Source organism: Streptomyces sp. NPDC048623, assembly GCF_040650755.1.
GTDB lineage: Bacteria > Actinomycetota > Actinomycetes > Streptomycetales > Streptomycetaceae > Streptomyces.
In genome coordinates this window covers 42,468-57,717 of sequence record NZ_JBEZHV010000024.1, presented here as the reverse complement: position 1 = coordinate 57,717, position 15,250 = coordinate 42,468, and the positions used below count along the sequence as shown (strand labels likewise).

16 protein-coding genes are annotated in these 15,250 nt (G+C 72.1%); 6 read left to right on the top strand and 10 right to left on the bottom strand.

Going from position 1 to position 15,250, the window contains the following annotated elements; all coding sequences use genetic code 11:
• Nucleotides 1-43: 43 nt before the first annotated feature.
• Together AB0C73_RS28900 and AB0C73_RS28895 are read right to left on the bottom strand one after the other, a co-directional pair.
• Nucleotides 44-1,366 carry a PhoH family protein gene (locus tag AB0C73_RS28900; RefSeq protein ID WP_362535879.1) on the bottom strand — a complete coding sequence of 441 codons (1,323 nt, stop codon included), beginning with the start codon at nt 1,364-1,366 and terminating at the stop codon, nt 44-46.
• 350 nt (nt 1,367-1,716) lie between these two features.
• Complete coding sequence (locus AB0C73_RS28895; RefSeq protein WP_362535877.1) at nt 1,717-2,478, bottom strand: isoprenyl transferase; 762 nt, start codon at nt 2,476-2,478, stop codon at nt 1,717-1,719.
• Between the two features lie 109 nt (nt 2,479-2,587).
• On the opposite strand from AB0C73_RS28895, the gene mgrA reads away from it, so the two are divergent.
• Nucleotides 2,588-3,625: an L-glyceraldehyde 3-phosphate reductase gene (mgrA, locus tag AB0C73_RS28890; RefSeq protein WP_362535875.1), complete on the top strand. Its 1,038-nt coding sequence runs from the start codon at nt 2,588-2,590 to the stop codon at nt 3,623-3,625.
• Nucleotides 3,626-3,934: 309 nt separating this feature from the next.
• On the opposite strand, the gene AB0C73_RS28885 is transcribed toward mgrA, so the two are convergent.
• Together AB0C73_RS28885 and AB0C73_RS28880 are read right to left on the bottom strand one after the other, a co-directional pair.
• Nucleotides 3,935-5,458, bottom strand: coding sequence for a DUF2079 domain-containing protein (locus AB0C73_RS28885; protein ID WP_362535873.1), 1,524 nt, complete (start codon nt 5,456-5,458; stop codon nt 3,935-3,937).
• A gap of 25 nt (nt 5,459-5,483) precedes the next feature.
• Nucleotides 5,484-6,221 (bottom strand): prepilin peptidase, encoded by a 738-nt coding sequence (locus tag AB0C73_RS28880; RefSeq protein WP_362535980.1) that lies wholly within the window; start codon nt 6,219-6,221, stop codon nt 5,484-5,486.
• A 38-nt stretch (nt 6,222-6,259) separates the two neighbouring features.
• Between AB0C73_RS28880 and AB0C73_RS28875 the strand changes: the two genes are divergently transcribed.
• Complete coding sequence (locus tag AB0C73_RS28875; RefSeq protein WP_362535871.1) at nt 6,260-6,625, top strand: DUF192 domain-containing protein; 366 nt, start codon at nt 6,260-6,262, stop codon at nt 6,623-6,625.
• Here the strand turns inward: AB0C73_RS28875 and AB0C73_RS28870 are convergent.
• Both AB0C73_RS28870 and AB0C73_RS28865 read right to left on the bottom strand, forming a co-directional pair.
• Nucleotides 6,597-7,691, bottom strand: coding sequence for a glycosyltransferase family 39 protein (locus tag AB0C73_RS28870; RefSeq protein ID WP_362535870.1), 1,095 nt, complete (start codon nt 7,689-7,691; stop codon nt 6,597-6,599). The two genes, AB0C73_RS28875 and AB0C73_RS28870, sit on opposite strands and share 29 nt — an antisense overlap.
• An 11-nt stretch (nt 7,692-7,702) precedes the next feature.
• On the bottom strand, nt 7,703-8,101 hold the full coding sequence (locus AB0C73_RS28865) for a hypothetical protein (protein ID WP_362535868.1): 399 nt from the start codon (nt 8,099-8,101) through the stop codon (nt 7,703-7,705).
• Nucleotides 8,102-8,280: 179 nt separating this feature from the next.
• Between AB0C73_RS28865 and AB0C73_RS28860 the strand changes: the two genes are divergently transcribed.
• Nucleotides 8,281-9,207, top strand: a complete 927-nt coding sequence (locus AB0C73_RS28860; RefSeq protein WP_362535867.1) for a hypothetical protein — start codon at nt 8,281-8,283, stop codon at nt 9,205-9,207.
• A gap of 166 nt (nt 9,208-9,373) precedes the next feature.
• Here AB0C73_RS28860 and AB0C73_RS28855 read toward each other — a convergent pair whose 3' ends face one another.
• Both AB0C73_RS28855 and AB0C73_RS28850 read right to left on the bottom strand, forming a co-directional pair.
• The gene (locus AB0C73_RS28855; RefSeq protein WP_362535865.1) at nt 9,374-9,565 is read right to left on the bottom strand and encodes a hypothetical protein; all 192 of its coding nucleotides are present in this window, start codon (nt 9,563-9,565) and stop codon (nt 9,374-9,376) included.
• Nucleotides 9,566-9,714: 149 nt separating this feature from the next.
• A complete protein-coding gene (locus AB0C73_RS28850) occupies nt 9,715-10,476 on the bottom strand; it encodes a MerR family transcriptional regulator (protein ID WP_362535863.1) in 762 nt (253 codons plus the stop codon).
• 141 nt (nt 10,477-10,617) lie between these two features.
• Here AB0C73_RS28850 and AB0C73_RS28845 point away from each other — a divergent pair, with 141 nt between their 5' ends.
• Genes AB0C73_RS28845 through AB0C73_RS28835 form a run of 3 tightly spaced genes read left to right on the top strand, consistent with a single transcriptional unit; the run spans nt 10,618 to nt 12,484 of the window.
• Nucleotides 10,618-11,058 (top strand): VOC family protein, encoded by a 441-nt coding sequence (locus tag AB0C73_RS28845; protein ID WP_362535861.1) that lies wholly within the window; start codon nt 10,618-10,620, stop codon nt 11,056-11,058.
• Nucleotides 11,059-11,094: 36 nt separating this feature from the next.
• Nucleotides 11,095-11,439 (top strand): MerR family transcriptional regulator, encoded by a 345-nt coding sequence (locus tag AB0C73_RS28840; protein ID WP_362535859.1) that lies wholly within the window; start codon nt 11,095-11,097, stop codon nt 11,437-11,439.
• A 46-nt stretch (nt 11,440-11,485) separates the two neighbouring features.
• Nucleotides 11,486-12,484: a zinc-binding dehydrogenase gene (locus AB0C73_RS28835; protein WP_362535858.1), complete on the top strand. Its 999-nt coding sequence runs from the start codon at nt 11,486-11,488 to the stop codon at nt 12,482-12,484.
• On the opposite strand, the gene AB0C73_RS28830 is transcribed toward AB0C73_RS28835, so the two are convergent.
• Together AB0C73_RS28830 and AB0C73_RS28825 are read right to left on the bottom strand one after the other, a co-directional pair.
• The gene (locus AB0C73_RS28830; protein ID WP_362535856.1) at nt 12,481-13,131 is read right to left on the bottom strand and encodes a hypothetical protein; all 651 of its coding nucleotides are present in this window, start codon (nt 13,129-13,131) and stop codon (nt 12,481-12,483) included. The two genes, AB0C73_RS28835 and AB0C73_RS28830, sit on opposite strands and share 4 nt — an antisense overlap.
• An 819-nt stretch (nt 13,132-13,950) precedes the next feature.
• The gene (locus AB0C73_RS28825; protein ID WP_362535854.1) at nt 13,951-15,246 is read right to left on the bottom strand and encodes a hypothetical protein; all 1,296 of its coding nucleotides are present in this window, start codon (nt 15,244-15,246) and stop codon (nt 13,951-13,953) included.
• Between the last annotated feature and the right edge of the window lie 4 nt (nt 15,247-15,250).

The following is a 15,250-nucleotide window of genomic DNA, read 5'->3' as shown; positions in this document are numbered from 1 at the left end:
GCCGGGCGGCGCCAACTCCCGTGCGGACACGGGACGAAACCGATCAGATCTGGCCGTCCTCCAGCATTTCGGTCACGAGCGCGGCGATCTGCGAGCGCTCGGAGCGGGTCAGCGTGACATGAGCGAAGAGCGGATGCCCCTTCAGTTTCTCGACCACGGCGACGACTCCGTCGTACCGCCCGACCCTCAGGTTGTCGCGCTGGGCGACGTCATGGGTGAGGACGACTCGGGAATTCGCCCCGATCCTGGACAGAACGGTCAACAGGACGTTCCGCTCCAGGGACTGGGCCTCGTCGACGATGACGAACGCGTCGTGCAGCGAGCGGCCCCGGATGTGGGTGAGCGGCAGCACCTCCAGCATGCCGCGGCTCAGCACCTCCTCGATGACCTCACGGCCCGCCACCGACGAGAGGGTGTCGAAGACCGCCTGCGCCCACGGGCTCATCTTCTCGGCCTCGGTGCCCGGCAGATAGCCGAGCTCCTGCCCGCCCACCGCGTACAGCGGACGGAAGACCATCACCTTCTGGTGCTGGCGGCGCTCCAGGACCGCTTCGAGACCCGCGCAGAGCGCGAGCGCGGACTTGCCGGTGCCGGCCCGGCCGCCCATGGACACGATGCCGACGTCCGGGTCGAGGAGCAGGTCGAGCGCGATCCGCTGCTCGGCGCTGCGCCCCCGGATGCCGAAGACCTCCCGGTCGCCGCGCACCAGCCGTACCGAACCGTCGGCCGTGACCCGGCCGAGCGCCTTGCCGCGCTCGGACTGCAGCACGAGACCGGTGTGCACGGGCAGCTCGGCCGCCTCCGGCACGTACAGCGTCTCCTGCTCGTAGATCAGGTCGACCTGGTCGGCGGACAGGGCGACTTCGGACATTCCGGTCCAGCCGGAGTCCGTGATCGCGAGTTCCGCCCGGTACTCCTCGGCCAGGAGACCGACCGAGGACGCCTTGATCCGCAGCGGCAGGTCCTTGGAGACGACCGTGACGTCGTACCCCTCGGCCTGCAGGTTGCGCGCGACCGCGAGGATCCGCGAGTCGTTGTCCCCCAGCCGGTAACCGGCGGGCAGGACACCGGGGTCCGAGTGGTTGAGCTCGACCCGCAGCGTGCCGCCCAGGTCCCCGATGGGGAGCGGGGAGTCCAGCCGGCCGTAACGCACCCGGAAGTCGTCGAGCAGGCGCAGCGCCTGCCGTGCGAAGTAGCCGAGCTCGGGGTGGTGGCGCTTGGCCTCCAGCTCGGTCACGACGACGATCGGGAGCACGACCTCGTGCTCCTCGAACCGGGACATCGCGTTGGGGTCGGCCAGCAGGACGCTGGTGTCGAGGACATAGGTGCGCCTGTCGGACAAGCGGCGCTTAGTGCTGGTCACCACGGAAGGACAGACCCCCTTCGAGGACCCCTGAGAGGTCGGGGTTGCGACGGGCCCGCGGCGGCTCGAACGCCGCCGGGGAAGCCGGTGTCGCGGCGGAATGGGACCGGGCTCAGGCCACGATGCGCGGGCCGAGCGCCGGCCCTCCGCTTCTCCCGTGCGTGTCCCGCACGGTCGTCCTGGTGCAAAGGGCCTCCCGGGTGGCGGTCTCCGTGCCGCTCACTTCACAGGGGGATATGCCCTCGAACACACGCCGTCATGCCATGGCATATGACGGCGTGTTCGTGAACAGGGGGTGACGCGCGGGGCCGAGGGGGCGCGTCGTCCGCAGGGGGTGTCCGGGTACGGAAGTGTCAGTTGCCGAAACGCCGGTGCCGCGCCGCGTAGTCGCGCAGCGCGCGCAGGAAGTCGACCTTGCGGAAGGCCGGCCAGTGCACCTCGCAGAAGTAGTACTCCGAGTGCGCGCTCTGCCACAGCATGAAACCGGACAGCCGCTGCTCGCCGCTGGTGCGGATCACGAGGTCGGGGTCGGGCTGGCCGCGGGTGTAGAGGTGCTCGGAGATCAGGTCGATGTCGACGACCTCGGCGAGCTCCTCGAAGCTGGTGCCGCGCTCGGCGTGGTCCAGGAGCAGCGAGCGGACCGCGTCCGCGATCTCCTGCCGGCCGCCGTAGCCCACGGCGACGTTCACGAGTATCCCCGTGTTGCCGAGGGTGGCCTGCTCGGCCTCCTTGAGCACGGTCTGGGTGCGGGCGGGCAGCAGATCCATGGTGCCCACGTGGTGCACCCGCCAGCGGCCGTCGGCGGCCAGCGCCCGCACCGCGTCCTCGATGATCCCGAGCAGCGGGACCAGCTGCTCCTCGGGGCGGTTCAGGTTGTCGGTGGAGAGCATCCAGAGCGTGACGACCTCGACGTCGGTCTCGGCGCACCAGCCGAGCAGCTCCTGGATCTTGTCCGCGCCGGCCTTGTGACCCTGCTCAGGGGTGCCGCCGGAGGCCTTGGCCCAGCGCCGGTTGCCGTCGAGGATGACGCCGATGTGCTTGGGCACCTGGGCGTGATCGAGGCGGCCTTCCACCCGGCGTGCGTAGAGCCCGTACACCAGGTCGCGCAGGTTCACTGTTCTTTACCCCTCCATGAGCGTCGGCCCCCGAAGCCGCCACACTACTGCGGACGGGTAACCGGCTCCCAGCCCGGGACTGTCACAAGTCCGTGATAAGCAGGGATACGTGACTGATTCCCCTCTGTACCGCGCCTCCGCGGACCGCTACGACTCCATGGAGTACCGGCGTACGGGCCGCAGCGGGCTCAAGCTCCCCGCGATCTCGCTCGGCCTCTGGCACAACTTCGGCGACGACCGCACCCTCGACTCGCAGCGCGCGATCCTGCGCCGCGCCTTCGACCTGGGCGTCACCCACTTCGACCTGGCCAACAACTACGGACCGCCGCCCGGCTCGGCCGAGCTGAACTTCGGCAAGATCTTCGCGCAGGACTTCGCCCGGTACCGGGACGAGCTGATCGTCTCGACCAAGGCGGGCTACGAGATGCACCCCGGGCCGTACGGCGAGTGGGGCTCCCGCAAGTACCTGATGTCGTCGCTCGACGCTTCCCTGAAGCGGATGGGCCTCGACTACGTCGACATCTTCTACTCGCACCGCTTCGATCCGGACACCCCGCTCGAGGAGACCATGGGCGCGCTCGCGTCCGCGGTGCAGCAGGGCAAGGCGCTGTACGTCGGTGTCTCCTCGTACACCAGCGAGCAGACCGCCGAGGCGGCCCGGCTCCTGAAGGAGATGGGCGTCCCGGCCCTGATCCACCAGCCCTCGTACTCGATGATCAACCGGTGGACGGAGGAGGACGGCCTCCTGGACACCCTGGAGACGGCCGGCATGGGCTGCATCTCCTTCGTGCCGCTCGCCCAGGGTCTGCTCACCAACAAGTACCTGAAGGGCGTCCCGGAGGGCTCGCGGGCCACCCAGGGCAAGTCGCTCGACCCGAACCTGCTGTCGGACGAGGTGCTGCGGCGGCTGCGCGGCCTCGCGGACATCGCGGAGCGGCGCGGGCAGTCGCTTGCACAGCTGGCGCTCAACTGGGTGCTGCGCGACCCGCGGATGACCTCGGCGCTGATCGGCGCGTCCAGCGTCGGGCAGCTGGAGGAGAACGTGGCGGCGCTGCACGGGGCTCCGCTCACGGAGGAGGAGCTGAAGGAGATCGACACCTTCGCCGTCGACACCGAGGGCACCAACATCTGGGCCGGGCGGGGCTGAGCCCGTAGGCAAGCCGTCGGCGGAAACCGAGCCTGTCGGCGGAAGCCGAGCCTGTCGGCGGAAAAGAAAAACGGGCCGGTCCGTGGGGGGGGATACGGACCGGCCCGAGGGGGGGTTTCCACCATAACCCTTCATTAGTCGTGCTGTGTGCCGACTGCGCCGACCGAAGCACGGGGAATTCTTCGGAGGCCAAGTGGCACAAGGGCTCCAGGGGTGTGTGGCGGGTTTATGCCCCGGCGTGGCGGCGTAATCCGTACTTCCCACGGGGGACCCGGTCAAGAAGTCGCCCGGTTGACGCGGCGGTGCAGGTCAGGGGGTTCCCCGACGGTGCAGGAGAGTGATCCCGTCACGGCGGGCGACCACCTCGTAGCCGTGGGTGCGCTCGGCGGCGGCGAGCTCTTCGCGCTGCTGTTGCAGGGGGTACGGCCAGGGGCCGCTCCGCTGCGGCCATGCCTCCGGTGGTACGTCGTCGTAGACGATCCACTCGGCCGTCGGGGCCGGGAGCGGGCCGGTGTCCCGGTGGTCGAGCCGGGCGTCGACGGGGAAGGTCGGGAAGATCACGACCTCGCAGCGCGAGGTGAGCTGCGGAACGAGCCGATTGGACGCCGCGACCGTGGCGCCGTCCGGGATCCGCGCGAGCAGGGAGCGGGCGGCCTCGACGTGTGACGTGGTCCGCCAGGTGGCCCGCTGGGCGAGCTGGGCCAGCGGGAAGGACGGGAGCATCACCACGGTCACGGCGAGGACGGTGACGAGCGAGGCGCGGACGGTGCGCCGGCTCGTCTCGCGGCCGAGGACGTCGAGAAGCCCGGCGAAGACGACCGGCATGAGGACCGCGCTGTAGTGGAAGGCGGTGCCCCAGTGGAAGGCGTTCTCGGACGCCATCCGCCAGGCGAGGGTCGGTACGGCGATCAGCGCGAGCGGTGAACGCAGGGCGAGCAGCGCGGACGGGGCGAAGACCAGGATCAGGGTCATCGCCTTGATGTCGGGGCGCAGGGCGTCGAGCGGGGCGTGGGCGAGGGTGGAGAGCAGTGAGCCGTGGCCGTCGGCGAGGTTGCCGCCGTGCGCGTAGTCACCGCCGGGGTTGAACGCGGGCAGCAGGAACTTGATCTCGATCAGTGAGGCAAGGAGACCGGCCGCCACGGTGGCGATCCCGAGCCGGCGCGGGCCTTTGACGGCGATGTAGACACCGACGGCGGCCAGGGTCAGCCCCAGGTCCTCCTTGATGAGCACGAGCGGCGCGGCCCAGGCGACGGCCGCCCGCCAGCGGCGCCGGCCGAGCGCTTCGAGGGAGAAGGAGAGCAGGGGTACGGCGAGGGCGACCTCGTGGAAGTCGAACGCGGCGGCGGACGCGACGCCCCAGCTCAGCCCGTACCCGGCGGCGACCACGTGCGCGCCGCGCGGCCCGACCACGCGCACCGCCCAGCGGGCTAGTGGCACGACGGCGAGCGCGAGCAGTGCGGACTGGGCGACGAGGAGGGTGAGCGGGGAGGGGAAGAGGCGGTAGAGCGGGGCGAGGGCGGCGAGGAGGGGGTGGAAGTGGTCGCCGAGGAGGTTGAAGCCCTCGCCGCGCAGCGGGACGACGGGCGCCCGGAACTCGGCGTAGGCGCGTACGGCCTGTTCGAAGATGCCGAGGTCGTAGCCGGTGGTGCGCATGAGCTGGTGGCGGCGCACGGCGACGGTCGCGTAGAGCAGGCAGAGGGCGGCGGCCCAGGCCCAGGGGAGCCAGGGGCGCGGGGGCCGCTGTCGGGTTCGGGGTCCTGCTGCTGCCTCCGCCTCCGCCGGGGGCGCATGAGGGGTCTCATATGGGGTCGATTCCGTATCGATTGTCCGCATATGGCGTGATGCTAGGGCGGGCCGTTCAGGGCAGGGCGGTGAACGCGCCGAGCAGCAGCCCGAGGAGCGCGCCCACGATCATGAACGGCCCGAAGGGGATCGCCGAGCCGCGCCCGGCGCGCCGGCCGAGCACCAGGCCGAGCCCGTACAGCGCCCCGAGCAGGAACCCGGCGAACGCCCCCGCGAACAGCACGCCCCACCCGTACCAGCCGAGCGCCGCGCCGATCGGGACGGCCAGTTTCACGTCGCCGAAGCCCATCCCGTCGGGGTGGAGGAGGAAGAGCCCGAGGTAGCCGCCGCCGAGCGCGAGCGAGCCGAGGAGCGCGTGGAGCCACGAGCCCGCCGCGTACGGCAGGAGCGCGGCGAGCGCGAGGAGCAGCGGCAGCGCGGCGGCGAGCGGCAGCGTCAGCGGGTCCGGAAGCCGGTGCACGCGCGCGTCGACGACGGCGAGGAGCACGCCGAAGGGCGCGACGAGCAGCCAGACGAGGAGTTCGGGGCGGGGCGTGCCGGTGGCCGCGGCGAGCGCGGCGCACGCGAGCGCGGTGAGCAGCGGAGCGGCGAGCGGAGCGGGCGTGGTCGCGCAGGCGGCCCGCCCGGGGCCGCCCAGCCAACCGCGCGCGGGCCCCACGAAGGCGTGCCCGGCCGGACAGGCCGCCCGCCAGGGCTCGTCGGCGGCGACGGAGAGCCGGTACGCGGCGCGGGGGACGAGCAGCCCGGCCGCGGCGCCCCACAGGGCGGCGGCCACGACGAAGGCGATCGACAGGGCGTCCACGGGCCGACCTTAGGACTAGGGTCGGGCCCATGGGGAGGACTTGGCGGGACGGGGTCGGGTGGCTGGAGACGCCGAACGGCGGACGGGTGCCGGTAGAGATCGCCGCTACCTATAAGGCGCGGCGGCGGGGCCTCCTCGGCCGCGACGGCATCGACGGCGCCCTGCTCATCACTCCCACCAACAGCATCCACACCTTCGGCATGCGCTTCACCCTCGACATCGCCTACCTCGACCGCTCGTTCACCGTCCTCGACGTCGTCACCATGCGGCCGGGCCGGCTCGGGATGCCGAGGCTGCGCGGCCAGCATGTCCTGGAGGCCGAGGGCGGCACCATGGCGGGCTGGGGCCTGGAGCCGGGCGTGACGGTCACGGTGGACCGGCGCCGAGGAGCGTGAACGCCCCGTACACGGCGGAGGCGAGCGCGAGCGCGCCGAGGACGGGCACGGCGTTGCGGGTCCGAAGCCGGGCCAGGGCCGCCGCGGGCGGCAGGAGGAGCCCGAAGGCGGGCATCATCAGACGCGGCCGGGAGCCGAAGTACGCGGCGCCGACGAGCGAGATGACGACGACGGCGATCGTGTAGACGAGCAGCGGGAGCGGCTGCCGCTGCCGCACACACAGGAAGAGCAGCCAGCCGAGCAGTCCGAGGGCGAGACAGAGCCCGAGGGCGGCGGGCCACGGCAGGCCGGCGATGAAGCGGGCGAGCGCGAGCCCGCCGTCGATGGAGTTGCCCCAGGCCGACTGCACCTCGAAGTACGCGGTCGCGCTGTCCTGCCGTACCCCCACGTACACGACGTATCCGAGCCAGCCGAGCGGCGCGAGCAGCGTCCCCGCCGCGACCCGCGCGCGCAGCTTCCGCTCCCGTACGACGGTGACGATCGCCGTGATCCCGATGGCGGCGATCAGCGCGGCGGCCGTCGGCCGGGTGAGCCCGGCGAGCACCGCCAGGGCCCCGGCGAGGATCCAGCGGTCGCGGAGGACGGCGAGGACCGACCAGGCGGCGAGCGCGGTGAACAGCGTCTCCGTGTACGCCATCGACTGCACGAACGCCGTCGGGTACGCCCCCCACAGAACGGCGAGCACGACTCCGGTGCGCGGGCCCGCGACGTGGGCGCCGACCGCGTAGATGCCCCAGGCGGCGGCGAGCGAGGCCGCCCAGGAGACGAGGAGTCCGGCGGTGGCGGCGTCGACGGGGAGGACGGTGGACAGGGCCCGTTCCAGGGCGGGGAAGAGGGGGAAGAAGGCGAGGTCGGCGTGGACGGCGCCGTTGGGGAGGGTGACCTGGTAGCCGTACCCGTGCTCGGCGATCCGCGTGTACCAGACCGCGTCCCAGCGGCCCATGAGCCGGTGCATCCCGTCCTTGCCGGTGGCGGCCGCGGCGATGGCGAGCGCGGCGAGCCCGAGGAGGCGGGTGGCGGCGTAGCCGAGGAGGGCGGCGGCGGTCGGGGAGGGGGCGCGGGACATGCGCCCGATTATCAGCCGCCGGGCCGGAGGCGGAGGAATCGCGCGGCCATGACCGGGCCCAGCTCGCCCACGATCCCGTACCCCGGCTCGTGCGCGTGCGGCAGATCCCCGAGGAAGGACGTCACGATCACGTCGTCGACCCCGGCCTCGCCGCGCCGGCTCTGCTCCTCCAGGAAGTCGAGGGTGCACCGCCAGTCGACGGCACTGCCCTCGTCGCCGAGGAACGCGCGCACCGTGCCCTGCACGACGTCCCAGAAGAAGACATGGGGCTGGACGCAGCCCTGCCGGAAGACATGCGCGTCGTAGGCGTCGCGGAACCCGGGAACGCGGGCGACGAGGTCGCCGACCAGCTGGACGCCGGGGGTGAGGACGGGGGCGGGAGCGGGAGCGGGAGCGGCGGGGGTGGTCATCGGGTGCCCGTTTCGGAAGCGCCGGGGAGCTCGTGCGAGCTCGCTCACGCTTCAGCATGCCCGTTCCGGGGCGTCCGATCTCACCACTTACCAGCCCTTTTGCATTTCCCTGACGATGCCTTTCGCGGAGTTTTCCACAGGGGGTGCGAAGTGTCCCTCTTCCGTGGATCGTTGGGCACATGTACGAGTTGATGCGACTCGCCAGGGGCGGGGTGCTGCTGACCGTACGCGCGTACGAGGCGGGGTGGTCGCGCGGACGGCTGCGGGGGCGACTGCGGCGCGAGGGATGGCAACCGATCTGGCGGGGGGCATGGGCCGCCCCGGGGAAGGAGGTGGACTGGAGAGAGCGAGCACGGATCATCCAACTGCTCCGCCCCGACCTCGTGTGCAGCCACGTGACGGCGGCGGCGCTGCACCGCATCGAGAGGCTGAACTCCTCGGAGATACCGGAGGTGCTGGAGTTCACCACCCACCGGCCGGGGCCTGCCGGGATCAGCACCCGATCCGGGATCCGCGTCCACTCGACGCCGTTCCTCACGGAGGCCGACAACTCGGTCCGGGCCGGGCTTCGGGTGACGACCCCGCCGCGGACGGTCGCCGACCTGATACGCGCCGCCGCCTCCCGCGAGGAGGCGGTGGTCGCGGCGGACTCCGCGCTCGCCCGCCGCACCGTCCAGGGCGTGCGCCGCGAACCACTCGTCCGCCAGGAGCAGTTGGCGGACGAACTCATCCCGCGTCGGCCGGGCACGGTCCGAGCCCGCGCCTGGCTCCGCCTGACCGATCCCGCCGCCGGCTCCCCCGCCGAGACGATCGCCCGCCTCCACATGCACGACGCGGGGCTCCACCCCGAGTCCCAGCCGCCCCTGCGCACGCGCTCGGGCCGCACGCTGCACCCGGATTTCCTCTTCCGCGAGGCGGGCCTGGCCGTCGAGATCGAGGGCTACGCCTTCCACGGCACCCGCCGGGCCCACGAACGCGACATCGCCCGCTTCAACGCCCTCACGGACTGCCAGGAGGTCCGCCGAGTGCTCCGCTTCACGGCCACCGACGTGTTCCGGCACCCGGAACGGGTGATCGGAACGATCAGGCGGGCGCTGGAGGACTGAGCGCAGTGGTGGGGGGGAGGGGGAGGGGCCGCGTGCAAACCCCGCCCCGCGCGAGCCCTTGGGCCGCCATCACCCCGCCGGCACCCGGCATGACGCTGCCTCTGGTGCCGCACGGCGGGTCGCCGGGCCTTCGTGGCGGGCGAAGGGCTCGTCACCGAGGGCGGAATCAGTCCTCGGGCAGGTGGAAGTAGACGGTTCCAGACCGCCAGGGACCGTGCTCGGTCATCTCCGACGTGATCACCACGTCCTGGATCTCGGCGGGGCCCAGCTCCTCGATGGAATCCGCCAGCCGCCGCAGGAGAGCCGGGACGCTGTCGCAGCCGGGGCCAGCCGGGTTGGCCCGCGAGAAGTGGTGCACGGTCCAATGCGTCGGTGCTTCGCTCAGGGGCCCGATGGTAGGACCGGCCGCGCCTGACCGACGACGTCGACCGCGGACCGGATGGACGATCAGGAGGGCGATGGAGTGCTGAGGTCTGCAGCCCTCAGCAACCGGTGACGGGCGAGCGGTCAGCTCAGCCGGGCGTCGGCGTAGGTGGTCATGGCGTCGCGCTGGTACGCGGCCAGCCCGGCGGCGATGTGGTCGTAGGCGGCGCGCCACTGCACGTCGTCGACGTAGGTCTGCCCCAGGGCCTTGAACGCGGCCGCGTCCGGGGTCCACATGCGGCAGACGGCCTGGTACTGGGCGTCGACCTCGGCCTGCACGGCGGGGTCGGTCACCGGCGTGCAGGCCTCCATGAGCTCGGCCATACGGACCATGGCCGCGGTCGCCTCACGCTGCAGCCGCTCGGTCTCCTCGGCGGAGAGCGAGGCGGCGAACCGCTCGGACTGCTGCGCCTGGTCGGACCACCTCGTGTGGGCCGGCGGCTCGTACCGGGTCGTGTCGAAGCCGGTGAACAGGTTCTCCGGCCTGCTGATCTCTGCCATGTCGGGTGTCTCCTCGTTCTTCTCCAGTTCGGCGATGGTGCGGGTGACCGTGCGGGCGAGCACGTCGAGGCGGTCGCGCTCGGTCAGCAGCCTGCGTCGGTGTTCGCGCAGCGCGGCCACCTGGCCGACCTGGCGTTCCAGGACCGCCGCGATCTCCCGCAGTCCCAGGCCCAGTTCCCGCATCAGCAGGATCCGCTGCAACCGGAGCAGGCCGTCCTGCTCGTAGTAGCGGTGCCCGTTGCCGCCGATGTACGCGGGAGGGAGCAAGCCGATCTCGTCGTAGTGACGCAGGGTCCGGGACGTCACCCCGGACATCCGGGCCACATCCGCGATCGACCAGGCCATGCCCGCACCTCTTCTCGCCGGGCCGGTCCGTCCGGCCACAGGAACGACCGTAGGAGTTGACGCAGCGGCAAGCGCAAGCGCCCGGAACACACCCGATCCGATGCCCGACGACACCGGCCCCGCCCTCTACCCTCGGGAGGCATGACGATCCAGCGCATGGACAACGTCGGCATCGTCGTCGACGACCTCGACGCCGCCGTCGCCTTCTTCACCGCACTCGGCATGGAGCTGGAAGGCAGAACGCCGATCGAAGGAGCCTGGGCGGCGAGCGTCGTCGGGCTCGACGGCATGCGCAGCGAGATCGCCATGATGCGGATCCCGGGCGCACCGGGCCGCCTCGAACTGGCGACGTACCACTCCCCGGCGGCGATCACCCCCGAGCCCGAGCTCGCCCCGCCGAACACGCTGGGCCTGCACCGCGTCATGTTCGCCGTCGACGACATCGAGGCCACCCTCGCCCGCCTCCGCCCGCACGGCGCCGAACTCGTCGGCGAGGTGGCGCGCTTCGAGGACAGCTACCTGCTCTGCTACCTCCGGGGGCCGAGCGGAATCATCCTGGCGCTGGCCGAGCAGCTGAGCTGAGGAAGGCCGCGGCGCTCCTGGGCGTTGTCTCCGGGTATGAAGATCGGCGAAGCTTCCAGAGTCAGTGGCGTGAGCGCGCGATCGTTACGGCACTACGAAGATGAGGGCCTGATCGTCCCCGGCCGTTTCAGCAACGGGTTCCGCGACTACTGCCAGTCCACGATCGACCAGGTGCTGGTCATCCGCTCGCTGCTGGAGTCCGGCCTCCCCGTACGGCTGATCCGGGAAGTCCTCCTCCACGGCACCGGAGGCGTGTGCCCGGAGTTCCTGCACGAGGTGCAGAGCCATCGCGACCGGCTTGCCGCTCGCATCGCCGTTCTCAGTGATCAGCAGACAGCGCTCGACGCCTACCTTCGAGAGGCCCGTCGCACCGGTCCCTGACGGGCGCTTGACCTTGACGCAAGTGTGAGACTCCTACGTTCGCCGCATGGAGACCAACGAGCAGACGGTACGAGCACTGGTCCAGCGGTCGCACCGGGGACCGAAGGATCTGTCCCTGACGACGGACCTTCACCTGCCCACCCCCGGGCCCGGCGAGTATCTGATCCGCGTCGGTGCCGCCGGGGTGAACTTCGCCGACGTCATGCAGTCCCACGGAACGTACGGCGGAGGCCCGCAACCACCCTATGTGGCGGGCTTCGAGGCCGCAGGCGAGATCGTGGGGGTCGGCCCGGGGATCGAAAGACCGCTGCCGCTCGGCACCCATGTCGTCGGAGCGGGCCCCGGAGCCTTCGCGCAGTACATGACGATGCCGGCCGCGGGTGCCCTCCCCGTACCGCCCGGCTGGAGCGACGCCGAAGCCCTCGGCCTGGTGCTGAACTGGGCCACCGCCCTGGCGGCGCTGAAGCCGTTGGGCGAGGTCGAGACGGGTGAGACGGTGCTCATTCACGCGGCGGCCGGAGGCGTGGGGCAGGCCGCGGTCCGCCTCGCCCGCCACTACGGTGCCCGGGTGGTGGCCACGGCGTCACCGGCGAAGCACGACACCGTCAGGGCGCTCGGCGCCGATGACGTCCTGGACGGCCGACGCCCCGATCTGGCCGAGGAGATCACCCGCCGCACCGGCGGGGTGGACCTGGTCCTGGAATCGGTGGGCCGGGCCACGTTCAAGACCAGCCTGTCGGTCGCCAAGCCCTTCACCGGCCGCGTCGTCGTGTTCGGCGCGGCGTCCGGCGACGCCACCCTGACCACCCACGACCTGGTCTTCACCCACCAGGTCCAGGTGAAGGGCCTGCACATCGGCGCGCTGGCGACCGCAGCGCCCTCCCTCTACCAGTCGCTGCTCACCGAGATCGACACCCTCATCGCCGCCGGCGTCTACCCACCCGGCACCCCGCAGATCCACCCCCTGGCGGATGGACCGGCAGTGCTGCAGCAGCTCGAAGCGGGCGGGACCCACGGCAAGCTCGCCCTGGATCCCTGGCGCTAGCAATGCCGTTGGTCTGAACGGCCGGCACCACGCAACGCGCGGCCTGCGAGCCAGGCGGCGACCCGCTTCTGATCCTCGCGCCGGTCGTAGGGACTGTCCCTCCAGGACGCGAACCATTCCAGGTACCGCAGGACCTTCTCCGAACGGTCAGGGTGACGGACCGCGATGACGTCGACGCCGATCTCGCCCGTCGAGCAGCTGATGTGGACACCACTGTCGAGCGCCATCATGCCGAAGCCCGGATGGCCCGCACGGATGCCGAGGAACGCCGATGCCGCGCCCCGGCCCATGATGTCCCAGCGTTCGAGGAGCCGGACCCGGGTCCAGGCCGTCGGTGTGGCACGACGGCCCCAGTGCATGTCCCGCAGGAAGCCGTTGTGCGTGAACACGCCTTGTGGAAGCTGGACGAGGAACTCGCGCCGGTGGTCGAGAAGGCCGGTGGAGACCGCGAGGTCGTACCAGTCCGCGTTGAGCCGCTCGACAAGCCGTGGGGTGCGGTACGGGTGGGAGAAGCCGCCGATGATGTCCTCTGAGCCGTATCCGAAGACGAACGGCATCGTGCCGTCCGGCACGGCGTTCGGGATCACCTCCAGACCGGCCCGTCGCAGCGGCCGGTACACCTTGCGTTCGCGCTCCTGGATACCCATCGGCCACTGTTCTACCAGGGCCGATGCGCCGAGAATCCCCCGCCCGCGCCCCCGGGTCCGTGCGATGCAAAATCCGCAATCCGCAGCCGAAATGGGGCGCGTGTGAACTCATGTGATTCCAGTGGCGGTCTACGGCCGTCGATGGCGGCCCAAGGGCTCGCGCGAGCGGGATTACACCACCCACCGGCCGTAACCAGCTGGGCATGCATCCCGACCATAAGACCGCCAGCAGTCGCTGAGCCGGGCCCGGCCGCCCCGTTTCTCTTCGGCGCACCCTCAACCGCCGGACACAGTCCCATCGGCCTCGGCCACGAACCAAGCCCCCACCCACCGGCAGGCAGGCTTACTCCGCTCGGGAGCGATACCCGGGCCCACCCACCACCGGGCCGCCATCCGCCTACGGCGGGGACGGCTGCCCGGACCGTTCCGCGTGGCCGGGCCCCCCGACCGCCCTCCGAGTGTGAAAAGGACCCCGGTGGCACCGGGTCAAGGGTGGGCGAAGCCCATCGCGAAGCGACGCCGGAGGCGCCCTTGACGCGGGGACTCCGGGGGCCACACTCGGAGTGAGGGCGGCCACACCAGAAGCACACCAGCAACGCCCACCCGTAGGGCCCAAGACCCGCACTCACCAGGGCAGTCCCACCCAGGACTTCGTCCCCCGGGCGGTGGCTGCGCCTCCGTGATGCCCCACTCGCCGCCCCAGTCCTCCACGGCGACGGCGAGCAGCCACAACGCCCGCCGGCGCCGGGCCGCGCAGACCGTCTCGGCGTCGGGGTCCTCGTGGCGGGAGACCCTGGAGATCAAGGCGGGCAAGGCCGATCACCTGCTCTGGCGAGCGTGCCGCCCTCGCGGGCGGCGGCGTGGCACCCGTACCACCACCGGCCAGGCGCCGAGCCCGGCGACGAGCACCGTCCCCGTCGTGACACCGGCGATGCCGATGGCACGCAGGGTGGGATCGGGGGCGGGTTCAGGGGCGGCGCCGCCCCCGGTCCCCGCCCCCGCCCACGCCCCAGCCCAGTCCCCAGCCGCAGTCGACGCGCGGGACGACGGTGTGAGGGCGAGGTCCAGGGCCACGGGGACCGGGCCCGGGGCGCGGCGGTCCAGGGTGACCTGAAGGTAATAAGCGCCTGCGAAGCGCATCGCGGCGACGGCCTCCGTCGTGCTGGCGGTGCGGTTGGCGTACGCGGCCGGGGCGGTGGCCAGGAGGAGGGTGGCGGGGGCGCCGGTGTAGAGGGCCCGGCGTTCGTCGACGGCGCCGCGAGCCGGGTTGTAGACGGCGAGCCGCAGCCCGTCGGGCAACGCGGAAGCTCCGTACGGCGCCGCCGCGTTCCCGAACCGCGCCCGCGCGAACAGTTGCTGCCCCCACCCCACCGGCACCCGGTAGAACCGGCTCTCCCCCGGCCGTACCTCGTCCCGCCACGTCCCGCCCGCCGCGAGCGGCGCCGCGTCGTTGAACCCGGTGCCGCCCCGTACGTCCTGCCCCTTCCCCGTAACGAGCGCCCCGTCCGGCGGATCCGTGGACCAGGTGGCGGGCGGGGGCGGGGCGTCGCGGGACGGACTTTCGGTGACGTAGCCGAGTTCGAGGACGTGACGGGGCCCGGCACTGGTGCGGTCGGTGGGATCGGCGCGGTCGGCGCCGTCCTTGGCCTGGTCGCGGCCGACGGTCTCGACGAGGAGTTCGTACTCCCCCGCCGCCTGGCAGGCGCGCCCCGCTTCGAGGCGCCGGCTGACGTAGTCGGCGATGGGCCGCGCGCTGTCCCCGTAGAAGCGGATGTCGTTGCGCGGCCCGCAGGCGAGGCCGTCCGGGGTGCGCAGGGTGAGGGCGATGCCGTCGACGACGTCGACGGGCGTGCCGGGAGCCGGGGCGAGAACGGCGGAGAGGAAGACGTTGGAGGTCGCGTCCAGGCGCACGCGGTAGGTGCGGGTCTCGCCCATGGCGATGCCGTCGGTGTACGTGCCCGGGCCGGGCAGCGTCGAGCCGTCGCCGACGGGGTGGGCGTCGGCGGCGGTGCGGTACGGGGGCAGGGGCGCCGAAGTGGGCGGGGGTACGGGGATGGTGGCGAGGGCGGACGCGGCCAGCGTCGCGGCGAAGGCGGCAGATGCGGTCGTGCGCATCGCC

Excerpts from the sequence above, each read along its gene's own strand:
- AB0C73_RS28835 (WP_362535858.1), top strand. The coding sequence starts at position 11,486 with ATGGAGACCAACGAGCAGACGGTACGAGCACTGGTCCAGCGGTCGCAC.
- AB0C73_RS28860 (WP_362535867.1), top strand. The coding sequence starts at position 8,281 with ATGTACGAGTTGATGCGACTCGCCAGGGGCGGGGTGCTGCTGACCGTA.
- AB0C73_RS28850 (WP_362535863.1), bottom strand. The coding sequence starts at position 10,476 with ATGGCCTGGTCGATCGCGGATGTGGCCCGGATGTCCGGGGTGACGTCC.
- AB0C73_RS28885 (WP_362535873.1), bottom strand. The coding sequence starts at position 5,458 with ATGCGGACAATCGATACGGAATCGACCCCATATGAGACCCCTCATGCG.
- AB0C73_RS28870 (WP_362535870.1), bottom strand. The coding sequence starts at position 7,691 with ATGTCCCGCGCCCCCTCCCCGACCGCCGCCGCCCTCCTCGGCTACGCC.
- AB0C73_RS28865 (WP_362535868.1), bottom strand. The coding sequence starts at position 8,101 with ATGACCACCCCCGCCGCTCCCGCTCCCGCTCCCGCCCCCGTCCTCACC.
- AB0C73_RS28830 (WP_362535856.1), bottom strand. The coding sequence starts at position 13,131 with ATGGGTATCCAGGAGCGCGAACGCAAGGTGTACCGGCCGCTGCGACGG.
- AB0C73_RS28845 (WP_362535861.1), top strand. The coding sequence starts at position 10,618 with ATGACGATCCAGCGCATGGACAACGTCGGCATCGTCGTCGACGACCTC.
- AB0C73_RS28875 (WP_362535871.1), top strand. The coding sequence starts at position 6,260 with ATGGGGAGGACTTGGCGGGACGGGGTCGGGTGGCTGGAGACGCCGAAC.
- AB0C73_RS28840 (WP_362535859.1), top strand. The coding sequence starts at position 11,095 with ATGAAGATCGGCGAAGCTTCCAGAGTCAGTGGCGTGAGCGCGCGATCG.
- AB0C73_RS28825 (WP_362535854.1), bottom strand. The coding sequence starts at position 15,246 with ATGCGCACGACCGCATCTGCCGCCTTCGCCGCGACGCTGGCCGCGTCC.